Origin of the sequence: Arthrobacter sp. UC242_113, assembly GCF_044054585.1 — a bacterium.
Taxonomy (GTDB): Bacteria; Actinomycetota; Actinomycetes; order Actinomycetales; family Micrococcaceae; genus Arthrobacter.
The window spans coordinates 4,612,122-4,628,341 of record NZ_CP171968.1 but is presented as its reverse complement, the minus strand read 5'-3'; the positions used below and the strand labels follow the sequence as shown (position 1 = coordinate 4,628,341).

Below are 16,220 nucleotides of genomic sequence, written 5' to 3'. Positions count from 1 at the left end.
CGCTCGCTTCATCCGAGTCAAATCGGCGGATTCCATCCGGCCCAGCCTGTTGGCTTCCGGATCTCCTTGCCGACTCGCTCCGGGGAGCGGCGCGGAAATAAACTCTACCACTACCCTGGCGGAATGCCAACTGCGCCGAAGCAACGCCGAGGAGGGCCCGAAATCTCAAGGGATTCCAGGCCCTCCTCCTAGCGAAACAACCACCGGGGTGGCGGGCCTCCGGCAAGTCTTAGACCAGCGGCCCGCCAGCACTCAGATGCGCGTTCCGGTGAGCGGTGAGTCGGGGACTCAGCCGAGGGGACCGCCGGGCAGAGCCGCCTTCCCCGTTCCGCCGTTCGGAACAGCACCATTCGGTGCAGCACCCTTCGGCTCAGCACTCTTCGGTTCAACAGCCCCAGTCCCCGCGGACCGGGTCTCAGCAGCCCGAACCTCAGCAGTCGTGGGCCCGGCAAAGACAGATTCAGCCTCGGTAACTTTGGCCTTGCCTGCGGCCGCCGTGGTGATCACGCTGGAGTCAGCCGGCTTGAAGTACGCGGCGCCCAGCGGAGGCAGCGTAACCGTAAGCGTTGCCGGCTGGCCGTCGGTGCCCTCGTCCTCGGCGGTCAGCGTGCCTCCGTTGAGGACACCCGATCCGCCGTAGTCCTCGGAGTCTGTGTTCAGGACCTCGGTCCAAGCTCCGGTCGAGGGCACGCCCAGGGCGAACTCCTTGTGCGGGCCGCCGGAGAAGTTGACGGCACAGACCAGCGGGTTGCCCTCGGTGTCAAAACGGACAAAGGTCAGGACGTTGCGGTCGGCGTCTGCCCCGTTGATCCACTGGAACCCGCCGGGCTCGTTGTCCCGGGAGTACAGTGCCGGTGTGGACTTGTAGAGCTCGTTCAGTTCCTTGAGCAGCAGCTGAATGCCCTTGTGGGCCGGGATGTCGGCCAGCCACCAGTCGAGGCCGTGCTGCTCTGACCACTCGGCTTCCTGGCCGAACTCCGTGCCCATGAAGATCAGCTGCTTGCCCGGGTGCGCCCACTGGTAGCCGAGGAAGGCGCGGAGGTTGGCCAGCTGCTGCCAGCGGTCGCCCGGCATCTTGCGGAGCATGGACCCCTTGCCGTGGACTACCTCATCGTGGCTGATGGGCAGCAGGAAGTTCTCGGTGAAGGCGTACACCAGGGAGAACGTGACCGTTCCGTGGTGCCACTTACGGTTGACCGGGTCTTCGGAGGTGTACTTGAGCGAGTCGTGCATCCAGCCCATGTTCCACTTGAGGCCGAAGCCGAGGCCGCCCTGGCTGGTGGGCGCGGTGACACCGGGGAAGGCAGTGGATTCCTCCGCGATCATCACCGCGCCGGGGTGGGTTTTGTACACCGTGGCGTTGGTCTCCTGGAGGAACGAGATGGCCTCCAGGTTTTCGCGGCCGCCGAAGCGGTTGGGCTGCCACTGCCCATCTTCCCGCGAGTAGTCCAGGTACAGCATGGACGCGACCGCGTCCACGCGCAGGCCGTCGATGTGGAACTCATCGAGCCAGTACAGCGCGTTGGCCACGAGGAAGTTCCGGACCTCCGTGCGGCCGAAGTCGAAGATGAGGGTGCCCCAGTCCGGGTGCTCGCCAAGGTTCGGGTCAGCGTGTTCGTAGAGCGGCTGCCCGTCAAACTGTGCCAGGGCCCAGTTGTCCTTCGGGAAGTGCGCCGGCACCCAGTCCAGGATCACCCCGATGCCTGCCTGGTGGAGCGAATCCACCAGGAACCGGAACTCATCGGGGTGCCCGAAGCGGGACGTGGGCGCGTAGTAGGAGGTGACCTGGTAGCCCCAGGAGCCGCCGAAGGGGTGCTCGGCCACGGGCATGAACTCGACATGGCTGAAGCCGAGCCACTTGACGTACTCGACGAGTTCCTTGGCCAGCTCACGGTAGTTCAGGCCCAGGCGCCAGGATCCGAGGTGGACCTCGTAGACGCTCATGGGCGAGTTGTGCGGATCCCGGGCGGCGCGTTCCTTCATCCAGTCCGCGTCCTGGAACCGGTAGTGGGACTCGACAACCCGCGACGCGGTGAGCGGCGGCACCTCGGTGCCGAAGGCCAGCGGGTCGGCCTTCTCTACCCAGTAACCGCCCTTGGTTTTGATTTCGAACTTGTAGCAGGCGCCGGCCGGGACACCCGGGATGAACAGTTCCCAGACGCCCGAGGAGCCGAGGGACCGCAGCGAGTTTTCCCGCCCGTCCCAGGCGTTGAAATCGCCCTTGACCCGGACCGCTTCGGCGTTGGGTGCCCACACGGCAAAGGAAACGCCGTCAATGTCGCCCATCGAGGACTTGTAGTGCTGCACGTGCGCGCCCAGCACGGTCCAGAGCTTTTCGTGGCGTCCTTCGCCGATCAGGTGGAGGTCCACTTCGCCCACGGTGGGAAGGTATCGGTACGGATCGTCCGCGGTCACCGGCTCGGCGCCCTCGTACGTGACCTCGAGGCGGTAGTCCGGCACGTGGCCGTGCTGCAGCGGCTCGAGCACCGCTACCCAGACGCCCTCGGCCTCGTGGGTCATGGGCACGGTTCCGGCCTGGGTCACCACGTTGACCGCTTCCGCAAGGTGCTTGACGGTGCGGATGGTCACGTGACCGTAGTCGTCCAAATGGGCACCAAGCACCGAGTGCGGGGCGTGGTGTTCACCGGCCGCGACGCGTGAGAGCGTGTGCGCGTCCACGTGCAACGGTGCGTGGGGGCTGTCGGTGTGTGCAGAGCCTGTCATGTTATTACCTTCCGCTGCTGCTCCGGCCGGTTCGCCGGAGCTTTTAGTGCTGAGGAGCCGCCTGGCCGCATTCACCGGAATGGCCAGCCAGCCCGGCCGGTTGCGCAACTCGTACACGACTTCGTAGAGCGCCTTGTCCAGCCACAATGCCACAAAGAGCGGCGAATTGCGGTCCACCGTTCCGGGAGTTACTTCCGCGTAGCCTGCCAGGAAGGCCTCGGTGCAGTCGTCCACCCAGGAGTCCGGGACACGGACGTCAGGCTGTTCCCGTTCGGCGGCGCCCGCCGCGTAGTCAAAGGAGCGCAGCATGCCCGTCACGTCCCGGAGCGGGACGTCGGGAAAGTTGCGCTCGGAGATCGGCCGGAGCGGCTCCCCCTCGAAGTCGAGGATGGCCCACCGGTCATGGCCGCCTTCGGCGCCGGGAACCTGGAGGATCTGGCCCAGGTGGAGGTCGCCGTGGATGCGCTGAAGCGCTCCTGCGGGGGTGCCTTCGAGCCGGCTGAGCAGGCTTTCCAGCCCTTCTTCGTAAGGCCCGACGGCGGGTCCCGCCTCCGCCCACATCTGACGCACGCGCTGGGCTACTCCGGGGGCAATATCCCCGCCCGGAACCGCTTCGGCCGAAACACCGAGCGTTTCGGCGAGCCTGCGGTGGACCGTGGCCGTTGCATGGCCAAGGGCATGCGCCTCGGCCGTGAAGTCCACTCCTCTGGCCGCCGCGTCAACGGCGAGCCGCCACGCGTCCCGGCCGCCGGCCAGGAATTCGTGGGCCACTGCCAGTTCGCCCTTGGCAGCGCCGCCCGAGGCAGTCTCAACCTGGCGAAGGTGCCCCTGCGGGTACCACTCGCCGGTGACCCAGCCCAGCGTGGCGGGGACCTCCGGGGTGCGGGCCGCGGACAGCGCGGCGCCGACCTCCACCTCCGGGTTTCGCCCGGCCGAAAGCACCCGGAAGAACTTCACGATGGCCGCGGAGTCGCCGTCGTCCACTATCACCGACGTGTTGGACTGTTCGCCGGACAGGACACGGACCGTCCCCGAAGCCTGCGGCAGCGGCTGCCCGCCCCCGGAAAGGTGGCCGCTGGCGGTGCCGGCGGCTTCCTCCGTCCGGATCAGATCCAGCCATGCGGCAATGAAGGCGGGGTCGTGGACGGCGTCGTAGACCCAACGGTGCCCCTGCTCGGGATCGTCGCTTTCACCGATCAGGGCCCGTTCGGCGCCCGGCAGCGGCTGGCTGCGGTAGCTGAGCGGGATCTGGACGACGTCGGTGCGGGAGACGCCGTCGGCCGTTTTGGACTCAACGGAGGCGAGGAACACCTCCAGGCCGGCCTGGCCGGTGGGGTCGTTCAGGACCAGGCCGCCCACCGGCGCCAGGGTGAAGTCCGGGGACTTCACCGGGAACCACCGCTGGGCCGGAAGCCAGTCGCGGAGCAGGTGTTCGAGTGTGGGTGTCAGTGTTGTTTGGGTCATCTCATCCCTCAATCGACAGTATCGGCATCGCTTGCGTAAAGGGTGAAGCGGGGTTGGAAGCAGTGGCCCGCACGCGCAGCCAGAAGAAGTCGTGGCTGCCCAGCGTCAACGTCAGATGCCCGTCGTCGCTGATGCCCGGGAACGGCTGGCCCCCGAAAACGTCCCGCAGGCCGCGGCCGGAAAAGTCCGGAAGCCTCAGGGTGGAGGACACCGGGTGCTGGGAAAGGTTGAAGACGCACAGGATGGATTCAGCCGGCTCCCCCGCCGTGTTGCCCTCCGGCAGTTCGCGCAGATAGGCCAGCACCACCTCGTGGTCGGCCTCCACGTGCTTGAACGCCCCGAGGCCGAACGCCGGATGGTTCTTCCGCACGCTGAGGATCTGCCGGGTCCAGCGCAGCAGCGATCCGGAATGGGCGGCCTCGGCCTCCACGTTCGCCATGGCGTAGTTGTAGACCAGCGACTGGATCACGGGGAGGTACAGCTTGCCGGGATCGGCGTTGGAGAACCCGGCGTTGCGGTCGGGGTTCCACTGCATCGGGGTGCGGACGGCGTCACGGTCCTCGAGCCAGATGTTGTCGCCCATCCCGATCTCGTCCCCGTAGTACAGGAACGGGCTGCCTGGCAGGGACAGCAGCAGGGCGTTGATGAGCTCTATTTCCGCCCTGGAGTTGTCCAGCAGCGGCGCCAGCCTGCGCCGGATGCCGATGTTGGCCCGCATGCGCGGGTCCGGCGCGTACCAGCCGAGCATGGCGGCCCGCTCATCGGCGGTGACCATTTCCAGCGTCAGTTCGTCGTGGTTGCGCAGGAATGTTCCCCACTGCGCACCTTCCGGGATGGCCGGGGTGTCGTGCATGGTCTCGATAATGGGGGCGGCCTTCTGGTCACGCAGCGCGTAATAGAGCCGCGGCATGATCGGGAAGTGGAAGGCCATGTGGCATTCCGGTTCCTCCTCGGTTCCGAAGTACTCCACCACCTCATTGGGCGGCTGGTTGGCCTCAGCGATGATGACCCGGCCGGGGTAGCTCTCGTCCACCATCTTCCGCAGCTTACGCAGGAACTCGTGCGTCGCCGGCAGGTTTTCGCAGTTCGTCCCCTCCTCCTCGAACAGATACGGGATGGCGTCCGCCCGGAACCCGTCGATCCCCTGGTCCAGCCAGAACCGCACGACGTCGAACACGGCGTCGATGACCTTCGGGTTCTCGAAGTTCAGGTCGGGCTGGTGGCTGAAGAACCGGTGCCAGAAGAACTGCCGCCGGATGGGGTCGAAGGTCCAGTTGGATTCCTCCGTGTCCACGAAGATGATGCGCGCGTCCTGGTATTTCTCGTCCGTGTCGCTCCACACGTAGAAGTCGCCGAAGGGACCGTCGGGGTCCTTCCTGGACTCCTGGAACCAGGGGTGCTGGTCCGAGGTGTGGTTCAGCGGGAGGTCGATGATGACCCGGACGCCCCGCGCATGCGCCTCGGCCACCAGCCGCTTGAAGTCGCTGATGGTGCCGAACTCGTCCAGGACGGAGTTGTAGTCCGAGATGTCGTACCCGCCGTCCCGCAGCGGTGACTGGAAGAACGGCGGCAGCCACAGGCAGTCCACGCCCAGCCACTGCAGGTAGTCCAGCTTCTCGATCAGCCCGTGGAAGTCGCCCGAACCATCGCCGTTGGCGTCCGCAAAGCCCCGGACCAGCACTTCATAGAACACCGCTTTCCGGTACCACAGCGGATCATGCTGCAAACCCGGTGCATTGAGCTCAAACGTGCTCTTGGGGGTGAAGTGTTGGGTGAAGCCCTGCGGACTGAAACTCACTGGCGGCTACCTCCGGATGCTCAGGATGTGTGCAGGTTCAACATGTGCATCCAGCCGCACGTAGTTGTACTCGCCCCATTCCCAAGACTCACCGGAGATGAGGTCATCCACCCAGAATCCGCCGTTCGGAGTGAGGTCTGCCGGGTCGAGCCCCAGCGCGGACAGATCCAGCGAGACCATGCCTTCCCTCGCGCTGTGCGGGTCCACGTTGGCCACCACGATGATGGTGTCCCTCGTGCCGTCCGGGAGGGTCTTGTGCTTCGAGTAGACCACCGTGGCGTCGTCCGTGCTCTGGTGCACGGTGAGGTTCTGCAGGTCGCCCAGCGCCGGGTGGGCCCTGCGGATTTCGTTGAGCCTGGTCAGGTACGGCGCGAGGGTCCGGCCGGAGGCGGAAGCAGCTTCCCAGTCGCGGGCCTTGTACTCGAACTTCTCGTTGTCGATGTACTCCTCGGCACCGGGCCGAGCCACGTGCTCGTACAGTTCATAGCCGGCGTACACACCCCACAGCGGGCTCGCGGTTGCTGCCAGGGCAGCACGGATCTTGAACGCCGCAGGCCCGCCGTACTGCAGGTACTCGGTGAGGATGTCCGGCGTGTTGACGAAGAAGTTGGGCCGGAAGAAGGCCGCCGACTCACGGCTCACGTGGTGGAAGTACTCCTCGAGTTCCTTCTTGGTGTTGCGCCACGTGAAGTAGGTGTAGGACTGCTGGAAGCCCGCCCTGCCCAGCGCGTGCATCATGGCGGGGCGGGTGAAGGCCTCGGCCAGGAAGACGACGTCGGGGTCCTTCTTGTTCACCGTGCCGATGAGCCACTCCCAGAACCACACCGGCTTGGTGTGCGGGTTGTCCACCCGGAAGATCTTCACGCCGTGGCTCACCCACAGCTCGACGATCCGCAGGATTTCCCTGGACAGGCCCTCGGGGTCGTTGTCGAAGTTGAGCGGGAAGATGTCCTGGTACTTCTTCGGCGGGTTCTCGGCGTACGCGATGCTGCCGTCCACGCGGGTGGTGAACCATTCCGGGTGCTCGGTGACCCAGGGGTGGTCCGGGGCGGCCTGGAGTGCCAGGTCGAGCGCCACTTCGAGGTTGAGCTCGTTCGCCCGCGCCACGAAGGCGTCGAAGTCCTCGAAGGTTCCAAGGTCGGGGTGGATGGCGTCGTGCCCGCCTTCCTTGGCGCCAATGGCCCACGGCGACCCGGGATCGTTCGGGCCGGCGATGAGCGTGTTGTTGGGGCCCTTGCGGTGCTGCACGCCGATCGGGTGGATCGGCGGCATGTAAATGACGTCAAAGCCCATGCCGGCCACGGCGTCCAGGCGGTTGGCGGCGGTCCGGAAATTGCCGGACGTCCAGGCACCCGTGCCGGGGTCGCGCACGGCGCCCTCGGACCGCGGGAAGAACTCGTACCAGGACCCGCGGCCGGCGCGGTCGCGCTCTACGAGCAGGGGAAACGGTTCGGAGACGGTGACAAGCTCGCGGATCGGCTCGCGCTCAACCGCGGCTGCGACGTCCCGGCTGAAACCTGCGGCCAGGCGGTCCTCGGCTGACAGGGAGGTGTCCGCGAGGATGGTGGCGGCGGAGCGCAGCGTCTGCCGGCCCGCATCGTCCCGCTCCGGCTCCTCGGCGGCCTGCGACAGCAGCGCGGCGCCCTCCGCAAGCATCAGCTCGACGTCGATGCCCGCGTCCACCTTGACCTCGGCATTGTGGTGCCACGTGCCGTAGCGGTCATGCCAGGCCTCGATGACGAACGACCAGTTCCCGGTGGATTCCGGGGTGAGCAGGCCTTCCCAGAGGTCGGTTCCCTTGCCGCGGTCACCGGACGGCGGCTGGAGCCGGACCCGCTGGCGCTCGTTGCCCTTGGGATCCAGGAGGACCGCACTGACACCCAGCTGGTCGTGGCCCTCGCGGAAGGACCTGGCGCTGACCACGATTCCTTCACCGGGCAGCGCCTTGGCCGGGAACTTCCCCCCTTCGACAACAGGCTGAACGTCCGTGATAGGGAAACGGCCAAACCTAAGGCCTTCCGTGACCGAAACTTTCGGCGTTTGCTTTGCTGGGGCACTGGTTCGCGTGTTAGTCGTCACAGGCTCGACGTTAGCGAGAAACGGGGCGAATTGCTAAGCCTGCGAACTTAATTAATGAAGCGATTCGTCATTTACCGGAAAGTAATCAAAAGCGGTTCCTGCCGTTCACCCAGTCGGTTAGTGTGGCGCAGGTGAAGGCAATCCGCAGATTTACCGTCCGTACCGTTCTCCCCGAGCCGATCCGGCCACTGGCCCGGTTGGCCACCAACCTGCGCTGGTCCTGGCACCGGCCCACCCGGGAGCTGTTCGAAAGCTTGAACCCGCGCGTCTGGGCCCAGTGCGGCAATGACCCGGTCAGCTTCCTGGGCCTGGTGGGCCGTGAGGAGATGCACCGGCTCGCCATAGACAAGGACGTGGTGGCCCGCGTCCAGGCGGCAGCAGCGGACCTGGACCGGTACCTGACGGAACCCCGGTGGTACCAGGGGCTGGGCAGCGACGCGCCCGCCTCAATCGCCTACTTCTCCCCCGAATTCGGCATCACCGAAGTCCTGCCGCAGTATTCCGGCGGCCTCGGCATCCTCGCCGGCGACCACCTCAAGGCCGCTTCCGACCTCGGCGTGCCGCTGATCGGCGTCGGCCTGCTCTACCAGGCCGGCTACTTCAAGCAGTCACTCTCCCGGGATGCGTGGCAGCAGGAGACCTACCCGGTCATCGATCCCGACGGCCTGCCGCTGACACTGCTGCGGGAGCCCGCCGCAGACGGGAACGGCAAGCCGCTGGAGATCTCACTGCCGTTGCCCAACGGACGCTGCCTTCTGGCACACATCTGGCGTGCCGACGTCGGACGCGTCCCTCTCCTGCTGCTGGATTCCAACGTTCCCGGAAACGACGACGCCGCCCGCGGCATCACCGACCGCCTGTACGGCGGCGGCGGGGATCACCGGCTGCAGCAGGAACTGCTGCTCGGCATGGGCGGGGTCAAGGCGCTGCGCGCCTACCAGAAGCTCACCGGCACGCCCGCGCCCGAGGTGTTCCACACGAATGAGGGCCACGCCGGATTCCTCGGCGTCGAACGGATCCAGGAGCTGATGGCCGGCGAGCAGGCGCTCACCTTCGACGAGGCCCTCGCCGCGGGACGCTCGTCCACGGTGTTTACAACGCACACGCCTGTTCCTGCCGGCATCGACCGCTTTGAAGCCGCACAGATCCAGCACTTCTTCGAAGCCGGCCTGGCGCCGGACGTTCCCACGTCGCGGATCCTCGACCTGGGCCGGGAGAACTTCAGCGAGGGCAACCCCTTCGTGTTCAACATGGCCGTGATGGGCCTGCGCCTCGCACAGCGGGCCAACGGTGTCGCCAAGCTCCACGGCGAAGTCTCGCGCGGCATGTTCTCGGCGCTGTGGCCGGGATTCGACCACTCGGAGGTGCCCATCACCTCCGTGACCAACGGCGTGCACGTGCCCACCTGGGTGGATCCCCGCATCGCGAAACTCGCCCGGGAGCGCTTCGGCCCCGAAGCCGAGGTGATGGGCCGCTGGGACCTCGCGTACAACGTCTCCGACGCCGAGGTCTGGGCGCTGCGGCGTGAGATGCGCGTTTCCCTCGTGGAGGATGTGCGGCGCCGGCTGCGGGCTGCGTGGAAGAAGCGCGGCGCAGCGGACGCCGAGCTGGCGTGGACGGACTCGGTGCTGGACCCGGACGTCCTGACCATCGGGTTTGCCCGGCGTGTACCGACCTACAAGCGGCTGACCCTTATGCTGCGGGACCCGGAGCGCCTGAAGGCCCTGCTGCTGCACAAGGAACACCCCATCCAGCTGGTCATCGCCGGCAAGTCCCACCCCGCGGACGACGCCGGCAAGAAGATGATCCAGGACTTGGTCCGCTTCACGGACGATCCCGCCGTCCGCCACCGCATCGTCTTCCTGCCGAACTACGACATCGCCATGGCCCGCACGCTGTTCCCGGGCTGCGACGTCTGGCTGAACAACCCCCTGCGGCCCCTCGAAGCATGCGGCACCTCCGGCATGAAGGCCGCCATCAACGGATCGCTGAACCTGTCCGTCCTGGACGGCTGGTGGGATGAGATGTACGACGGCGAAAACGGCTGGGCGATCCCCACCGCCAACAACGGCGCGTCCGCCGATGAGCGCGACGACATCGAGGCCGCGGCGCTGTACGAGCTGCTCGAGACGCAGGTGACGCCGCGGTTCTACGGAAACACCGTCTCCGAAGCGGCCGGCGCCGCAGGGCCGTCCGAGTCCGGCCACGAGAAGATCCCGACGCACTGGGTCTCCATGATCAAGCACACGCTGGCCCACCTGGGCCCGGCGGTTTCGGCCGAGCGGATGCTGCAGGACTACGTCAACGTCCTGTACCGGCCCGCGGCGGTTTCGGGACGCGAAGCGGTGGCAGGCTCCTACGCGCAGGCCAAGGCGCTGGCGGCGTGGGTCGCCAAGGTCCGCGCGGCCTGGCCCCAGCTGCATGTGGAGCACGTGGACTCGCTGGGCGTCTCCGAGGACCCGCAGATCGGCGACACCCTCCAGGTCCACGCCTACGTGGGACTGCACAACCTGTCCCCGCAGGACGTGTCAGTGGAGGTGGCGTACGGGCAGGCAGCCGAAAGCGACGAGCTGGCCAACGTGACCATGGTGGAACTCGAGGCCAAAGAGGAGCTCGGCAACGGCCGCTACCTCTTCGCCGGGTCCATCGTGATCGACCGCTCCGGGTCCTTTGGCTACACCGTGCGGGTGCTCCCCAAACACGACGCCCTCGCTTCCAAGGCCGAGCTGGGGCTGATCGTCAACGCGTAGTCCCTCTGGGTTGCGCCGCAACTCCGCCGTCCTCCGCGTGCTGCTCGTGCCTCCCCACCGTCCCCCTACCCTCGCAAGCTCGGCCAGGGGCCCTGACGGCGTGGGCCCAGCTTTTGACGCACGCTTCCGGACGCCGGCAGTTGCGGCGCCGCTGACCTGCGGTGCCGCTAAACCATCACCGCGATGACGGCGAGGTCCTTGCCGGCGTAGCGCTCGACGTCCTGAAGGATCTCGCAGATGACGCCGAAGGAGCGGTCGCTGCGGAAGGCTGCGGGGACCTGCCAGATCACGGTCAGGGGCTTCGCGCCGTCGTCGGAAATGGCGTCGGCGAAGTCATGCAGTGAGTCGTTGAGCGCATCGAGGTTCACGCCGAAGTGCTCCGGAAAATCCAGCGCCTCGCCGAAGGCAGCAAGCACGGACTTCTTGGAGTCGGCGGCCGGGACCAGCAGACTCCGGCGGCCGGCGTCTGCCACTTGGTCGCGGAGTTCCTCGAGGGTCCAGGTGTCGCCGGAATAGATCTTCATGGTGCTATTTGCCTTCTGCTATGAACTTGAATGATTCGTAGTGGTCCGGCGTGTAGTACTTGTCACCGGCCTGTCCTGCCACGATCCTGCGGGCACCCCGGTCCGACTCGCCGAGCGTCGGCACCGTGTACTCCTTGTAATATCCGCCGGCCTTGCGGGGCAGGATGCGCTCGAAGTTGCCGAACGTCACCCCATCGCGGGTGTACGGGTAGGGGCCGCCCTGCCGGATCAGTGCGAGGGTCCGCCGTCCTTCGGCCGGCAGCTGGGACTCCCGGATGGCGGGGAGCCCGGACACGTTCGGCACGCCAGTGCCCTTGCCGGCCGACGGCGGCGCTGCGGCCGGTGCCGACGGCGGACGCCCGGCGGGTGCCGACGGCGCAAAAGTGGGGACCGGCGTCGTGGTTCCCTGGGGGCCCGCACTCCGGACCCCACTGGTCTGAACCCCGCTGGGCGGCGTGCCGCCCGGCGCGATGAAAAGGTTGAAGACCACGAGGGCAGCCACGGCAAGCCCCAGCAGCAGCGTTCCGACGGTCCAACGCCTGCGCATGCCCGTTCCCTCTAAGTTATGTGCGGTAGATGTTGATGGTGTAGGCCTGCACCTCGTCAGGCTCCCCGGAAGCGACCAGTGCGCCCTGGCGCCGGTCGTGAAGCTCGGACGTGGTGAGGCGCAGATCGAAGACCCGCCTGCCGGTGCCGTCGTCGGTGACCTGCGGAAGGGTGACCTCGATGTCCTCGGGACCGCCGTTGACCACGATGAGCCCGGCCTCGTGCCCGTCATCGGAGCCGAGCAGCAGCTGAACCACCCGGTTCCCGGAGTCGTTCCACCGTTCCATGGTCATAGGCTGCCCGCCCTGGTCGTACCAGTAGAGGTACGAGCGGGCGTCGCGGACGGGGTAGTCGGGCGGCTGGGCGGCCAGGAACTCCCGGCGGAGCCGGATAACGCGCTTGGTGCTCCGCAGCATGGCGTGGGACTCCGGCGTGCTGGTCCAGTCAACCCACGTGAGGGGATTGTCCTGGCAGTACGCGTTGTTGTTGCCCTGCTGGGTACGGCCGAGCTCGTCCCCCGCCGTGATCATGGGAACGCCGAGGGAAATCATGAGCGAGGCCATGAGGTTGCGCTTGCTCTGGTCGCGGCGGGCGAGGATGCCCTCGTCCTCGGTGCGTCCTTCGAAGCCGTGGTTGTAGCTTCGGTTGTCGCCATGCCCGTCCCGGTTCTGTTCACCGTTCGCCTCGTTGTGCTTGCGGTCGTAGGACACGAGGTCGGTCATGGTGAAGCCGTCGTGGGAGGTGATGTAGTTCAGCGAGGCCAGCCGGGTGCGGCCCGACGGTTCGAACAGGCTCGCTGAGCCCGACAGGGCATCAGCCAGCCGGGCCACGGACGCGCCCCGGCCTCCGTTGTCGAGGGCGGCACGGTCCGCCACCCAGAAGGAGCGCACCGCGTCGCGGTAGTGGTCGTTCCAGTCCACCCAACCGCTGGGGAACCGGCCGGTCTGCCAGCCCCCGTAGCCCACGTCCCACGGTTCGGCGATCAGTTTGACGCGCGAGAGCACCGGATCCGCGGCGACCGCCACGAGGAAGGGGTGGTGGGGATCGAAGTCGTTGGCTGCGTTCCTGCAGAGCGAGACGGCCAGGTCGAAGCGGAAGCCGTCGATATGGAACTCGTCCACCCAGTACCGCAGGGAGTCCAGCACCATCTGGATAACACGGGGTTCGCCGAAGTTGAGGGTGTTGCCGCAGCCTGTGGTGTCAACGTATTTTCCGTTGCCGTCGGTGCGGTAGTACTTCTGCTCACCTAGGCCCCGGAAGCTCAGGGTGTGGCCGTCGGGCCCGCCTTCGGCCGTGTGGTTGTAGACGACGTCAAGGATGACCTCGATGCCGGCCGCATGCAGCAGCTTGACCATTCCCTTGAACTCGTCCTGGACGGCCTGGGGCCCGGCTTCCTGGGCCGATTTGGTGGCGTACGCGGGGTACGGCGCAAAGAACGCTGCCGTGTTGTAACCCCAGTAGTTGGTGAGGCCGAGGTTCTGGAGGTGTGGCTCGTCAAGGTGGAAATGCACCGGCAGCAACTGCAGGGCTGTGATGCCGAGACCGGTGAGGTGCTCGATCATGGCGGGGTGGGCCATGCCGGCGTATGTGCCGCGCAGGGCGTCCGGGATATCCGGATGGAGCATGCTCTGTCCGCGGACGTGCGCCTCGTAGACAATGGTGTTGCGCCACGGTGTATTCGGCTTCTCGTCAGCGGCCCAGTCGAACTCGGAGGACATCCTGACGCTGGTCAGGAATCCGTCCCGTTCGTCGACGGCCCGGCCGTAAGGGTCCAGCAACAGCGGTTGCCGGCTGCCGCCGTCGTCGTCAAAATCAACCGTGGGAACCGCCAGCGGCAGGACCTCTCCGCCCGTGGGGACGGCACGGAAGCCGTACCGTGAGCCTACGGGAAATCCGTCCACCACCCCGTGATGGACGCCGTTTGGAAGGCCGGACAGGGTCTGAAGGCGCCAGCTTTGGCCGGGCGCCTGGTAAGCGACCTCCAGCTTGGTGATGCCGGGCGCATAAACCGCAACTCTCGCACGGTCGCCTGATATCCCGTCTCCGCCGGGAACTTGGCGCGCTTCGCTGACCCCGAGGGGAAAGGCCTGGGGGTCGTCCACCGTCAAGGCTGTGTCTAAAAGGGGCATTACCATCAATTAAAGCTTAGCTGTCACATAGAAATAGCTGATCTATTCCGGCATGTTACGCATGCGGGGAACGTGGCGGCACGCTGAACGCTGTAATGACGCACCGACGTGGAGGTTTTCGTGAAGATTGCATTGGCTCAAATCATCACCGGAAGGGATGTGGCCGGGAACCTCACCGTGGTGGAGGAATATGCCCGCCGCGCCAAGGACGGGGGCGCCGAGATGGTCGTTTTCCCCGAGGCCACCATGCGGGCCTTCGGCAATTCCCTGCTGGACATCGCCGAGCCTCTGGACGGCCCCTGGGCCAGCCGGGTCCGCTCGATTGCTGACCAGTTGGGGATCGTGATCGTTGCCGGAATGTTCACCCCCGGCTCGTCGCATTCCGAAGGGCAGACGAAAGTCCGCAATACGCTGCTGGTGGCCGGGCCGGGCGTGGACGCCAGCTACGACAAGGTGCACCTCTTCGACGCCTTCGGGTTCCTGGAGTCGGACACCGTGGACGCCGGGACCGGCCCCGTGACGTTCGACGTCGGCGGTCTCACCTTTGGCTTGGCCACCTGCTACGACATCCGCTTCCCGGCCCTCTTCACGGCCAACGCTGACCGCGGAGCCGTGGCCAACATCGTCTGCGCGTCCTGGGGTTCCGGCCCCGGCAAGGTCGACCAGTGGCAGCTCCTCGCCCGTGCGCGTGCCGTGGACACCACCACTTACGTCCTCGCCTGCGGCCAGGGCGATCCCGCCACCCAGGGCATCGAACCCCGGGGGGCGGCGCCCACGGGCGTGGGGCACAGCGCGGTCGTCTCACCTTTCGGACAGGTGCTCGAAGAGCTCGACGGCGCCCCCGGCCTGATCTTCGCCGACCTGGACCCCGATCTGGTCAAGGAAGCCCGCACCAAGCTCCCAGTCCTGGCCAACCGCCGCGAGTTCTAGGGGCGCACAAAACGCTCGATCAGATCCCGCAGGAATTCCACCGACGCGTCCTCAGATCCTGCCGCTTAAGGCGAAACGCTTCCGCACTAGGTGCGGAAGCGTTTGCCGTTTTGCTGCGAAAGCTGAGGAAGGGTCCGTCAAACACCTGCAAGAACTGATGGAGCGTTCGGGGTCGTAGCAGGTTCGACCCGGGGGGGTTACTTGGCGGAGCGCTGGCGGGAGACTTCGTAGAGGGAGATGCCGACTGCCATGGAGGCATTCAGGGATTCCATGGCGGAGTCGATCGGGATGGAGACGATCTGGTCGCAGTTCTCCCGGACGAGGCGGCTGAGGCCCTTGCCTTCGGAGCCCACCACGATGCACACGGGTTCAGTGGCAACGGTGAGGTCCGGCAGCGAGATGTCGCCGTCGCCGTCGAGTCCCAGCACGAAGACGCCCATGTCCTTGAACTGCTTGATGGCGTTGTTCAGATTGGAGGCGCGGGCCACCGGAACGCGGACCGCCGCGCCGGCGCTGGTCTTCCATGCGGCGGCCGTGACGCCCACGGAGCGGCGCTCCGGGACGATGACGCCGTGGCCGCTGAACGCGGAGACCGAGCGGATAATCGCGCCGAGGTTGCGGGGGTCGGTGATGCCGTCCAGGGCAACGAAGAGGGGTGCGTTCGCGATGTGCCCCTTCTTCCAGCCTTCCACGGTCTCTTCGGCCAGGTCGTAGGCGTCCTTGTACTCGTACGGCGGGATCTGCAGGACGAGCCCCTGGTGCACGGCGTCGTCGGTCATCCGGTCCAGCTCAGGCTTGCCGGTTTCCAGCAGCGGGATGCCCCGTTCGGCGGCGATCTTCAGCGACTCCTTGACGCGGTCGTCCATCTCGATGCGGATGGCCACGTGCAGCGCCTTGGCGGGAATGCCGGCGCGCAGCGCCTCCACGACGGAGTTGCGGCCGGTGACGACCTCTTCGGTGGCACGCCCCTTCGGGCCCGACCGGGCACCGGCATTGCGGGCACCGCCGGCACCAGCGGGCCGCTTTGCTGCGGAGCGTTCCGCGAGCTGCTTGCTCTTGTGCGCCTTGTGGTAGGGGCGGTCCTCGGCCTTGGGGGTCGGCCCCTTGCCTTCGAGAGCCTTGCGGCCGTGGCCACCGGTTCCGGTGGTGGGGCCCTTCTTGAGCTTGCGGACTGCGCCCGGGCGACCTTTGTTGGCCATGAATTCCACCCTTGGTTGTATTGAGTAAGTCTGGACTCCAGTCTACTGACTGGCCTCAAATCGTTGACCGGGCGGGC

At 66.7% G+C, this 16,220-nt stretch carries 9 protein-coding genes; 2 read left to right on the top strand and 7 right to left on the bottom strand.

The features are described from left to right. Positions 1 to 288 precede the first annotated feature (288 nt). Genes ACHMXB_RS21160 through ACHMXB_RS21150 form a run of 3 tightly spaced genes read right to left on the bottom strand, consistent with a single transcriptional unit; the run spans position 289 to position 8,065 of the window. Positions 289 to 4,188 carry a 1,4-alpha-glucan branching enzyme gene (locus tag ACHMXB_RS21160; protein WP_395401649.1) on the bottom strand — a complete coding sequence of 1,300 codons (3,900 nt, stop codon included), beginning with the start codon at positions 4,186 to 4,188 and terminating at the stop codon, positions 289 to 291. 1 nt (position 4,189) lies between these two features. Further along, positions 4,190 to 5,986 (bottom strand): maltose alpha-D-glucosyltransferase, encoded by a 1,797-nt coding sequence (gene treS, locus ACHMXB_RS21155; protein WP_395401647.1) that lies wholly within the window; start codon positions 5,984 to 5,986, stop codon positions 4,190 to 4,192. 6 nt (positions 5,987 to 5,992) lie between these two features. Next, positions 5,993 to 8,065 (bottom strand): alpha-1,4-glucan--maltose-1-phosphate maltosyltransferase, encoded by a 2,073-nt coding sequence (locus ACHMXB_RS21150; RefSeq protein WP_395401645.1) that lies wholly within the window; start codon positions 8,063 to 8,065, stop codon positions 5,993 to 5,995. Positions 8,066 to 8,196: 131 nt separating this feature from the next. Here ACHMXB_RS21150 and glgP point away from each other — a divergent pair, with 131 nt between their 5' ends. Further along, positions 8,197 to 10,815, top strand: coding sequence for an alpha-glucan family phosphorylase (gene glgP / locus ACHMXB_RS21145; protein ID WP_395401643.1), 2,619 nt, complete (start codon positions 8,197 to 8,199; stop codon positions 10,813 to 10,815). Positions 10,816 to 10,982: 167 nt separating this feature from the next. On the opposite strand, the gene ACHMXB_RS21140 is transcribed toward glgP, so the two are convergent. The 3 genes from ACHMXB_RS21140 to glgX are packed head-to-tail and all read right to left on the bottom strand — an operon-like array spanning position 10,983 to position 14,020. Then, positions 10,983 to 11,339: a barstar family protein gene (locus ACHMXB_RS21140; protein WP_395401641.1), complete on the bottom strand. Its 357-nt coding sequence runs from the start codon at positions 11,337 to 11,339 to the stop codon at positions 10,983 to 10,985. 4 nt (positions 11,340 to 11,343) lie between these two features. Beyond that, a complete protein-coding gene (locus ACHMXB_RS21135) occupies positions 11,344 to 11,886 on the bottom strand; it encodes a ribonuclease domain-containing protein (RefSeq protein WP_395401639.1) in 543 nt (180 codons plus the stop codon). A 16-nt stretch (positions 11,887 to 11,902) separates the two neighbouring features. Beyond that, the gene (gene glgX / locus ACHMXB_RS21130; RefSeq protein ID WP_395401637.1) at positions 11,903 to 14,020 is read right to left on the bottom strand and encodes a glycogen debranching protein GlgX; all 2,118 of its coding nucleotides are present in this window, start codon (positions 14,018 to 14,020) and stop codon (positions 11,903 to 11,905) included. A gap of 114 nt (positions 14,021 to 14,134) precedes the next feature. On the opposite strand from glgX, the gene ACHMXB_RS21125 reads away from it, so the two are divergent. Next, a complete protein-coding gene (locus tag ACHMXB_RS21125; RefSeq protein WP_395401635.1) occupies positions 14,135 to 14,944 on the top strand; it encodes a carbon-nitrogen hydrolase family protein in 810 nt (269 codons plus the stop codon). A gap of 197 nt (positions 14,945 to 15,141) precedes the next feature. Here ACHMXB_RS21125 and rlmB read toward each other — a convergent pair whose 3' ends face one another. Then, positions 15,142 to 16,143, bottom strand: a complete 1,002-nt coding sequence (gene rlmB, locus ACHMXB_RS21120) for a 23S rRNA (guanosine(2251)-2'-O)-methyltransferase RlmB (RefSeq protein WP_395401633.1) — start codon at positions 16,141 to 16,143, stop codon at positions 15,142 to 15,144. Positions 16,144 to 16,220 lie beyond the last annotated feature (77 nt).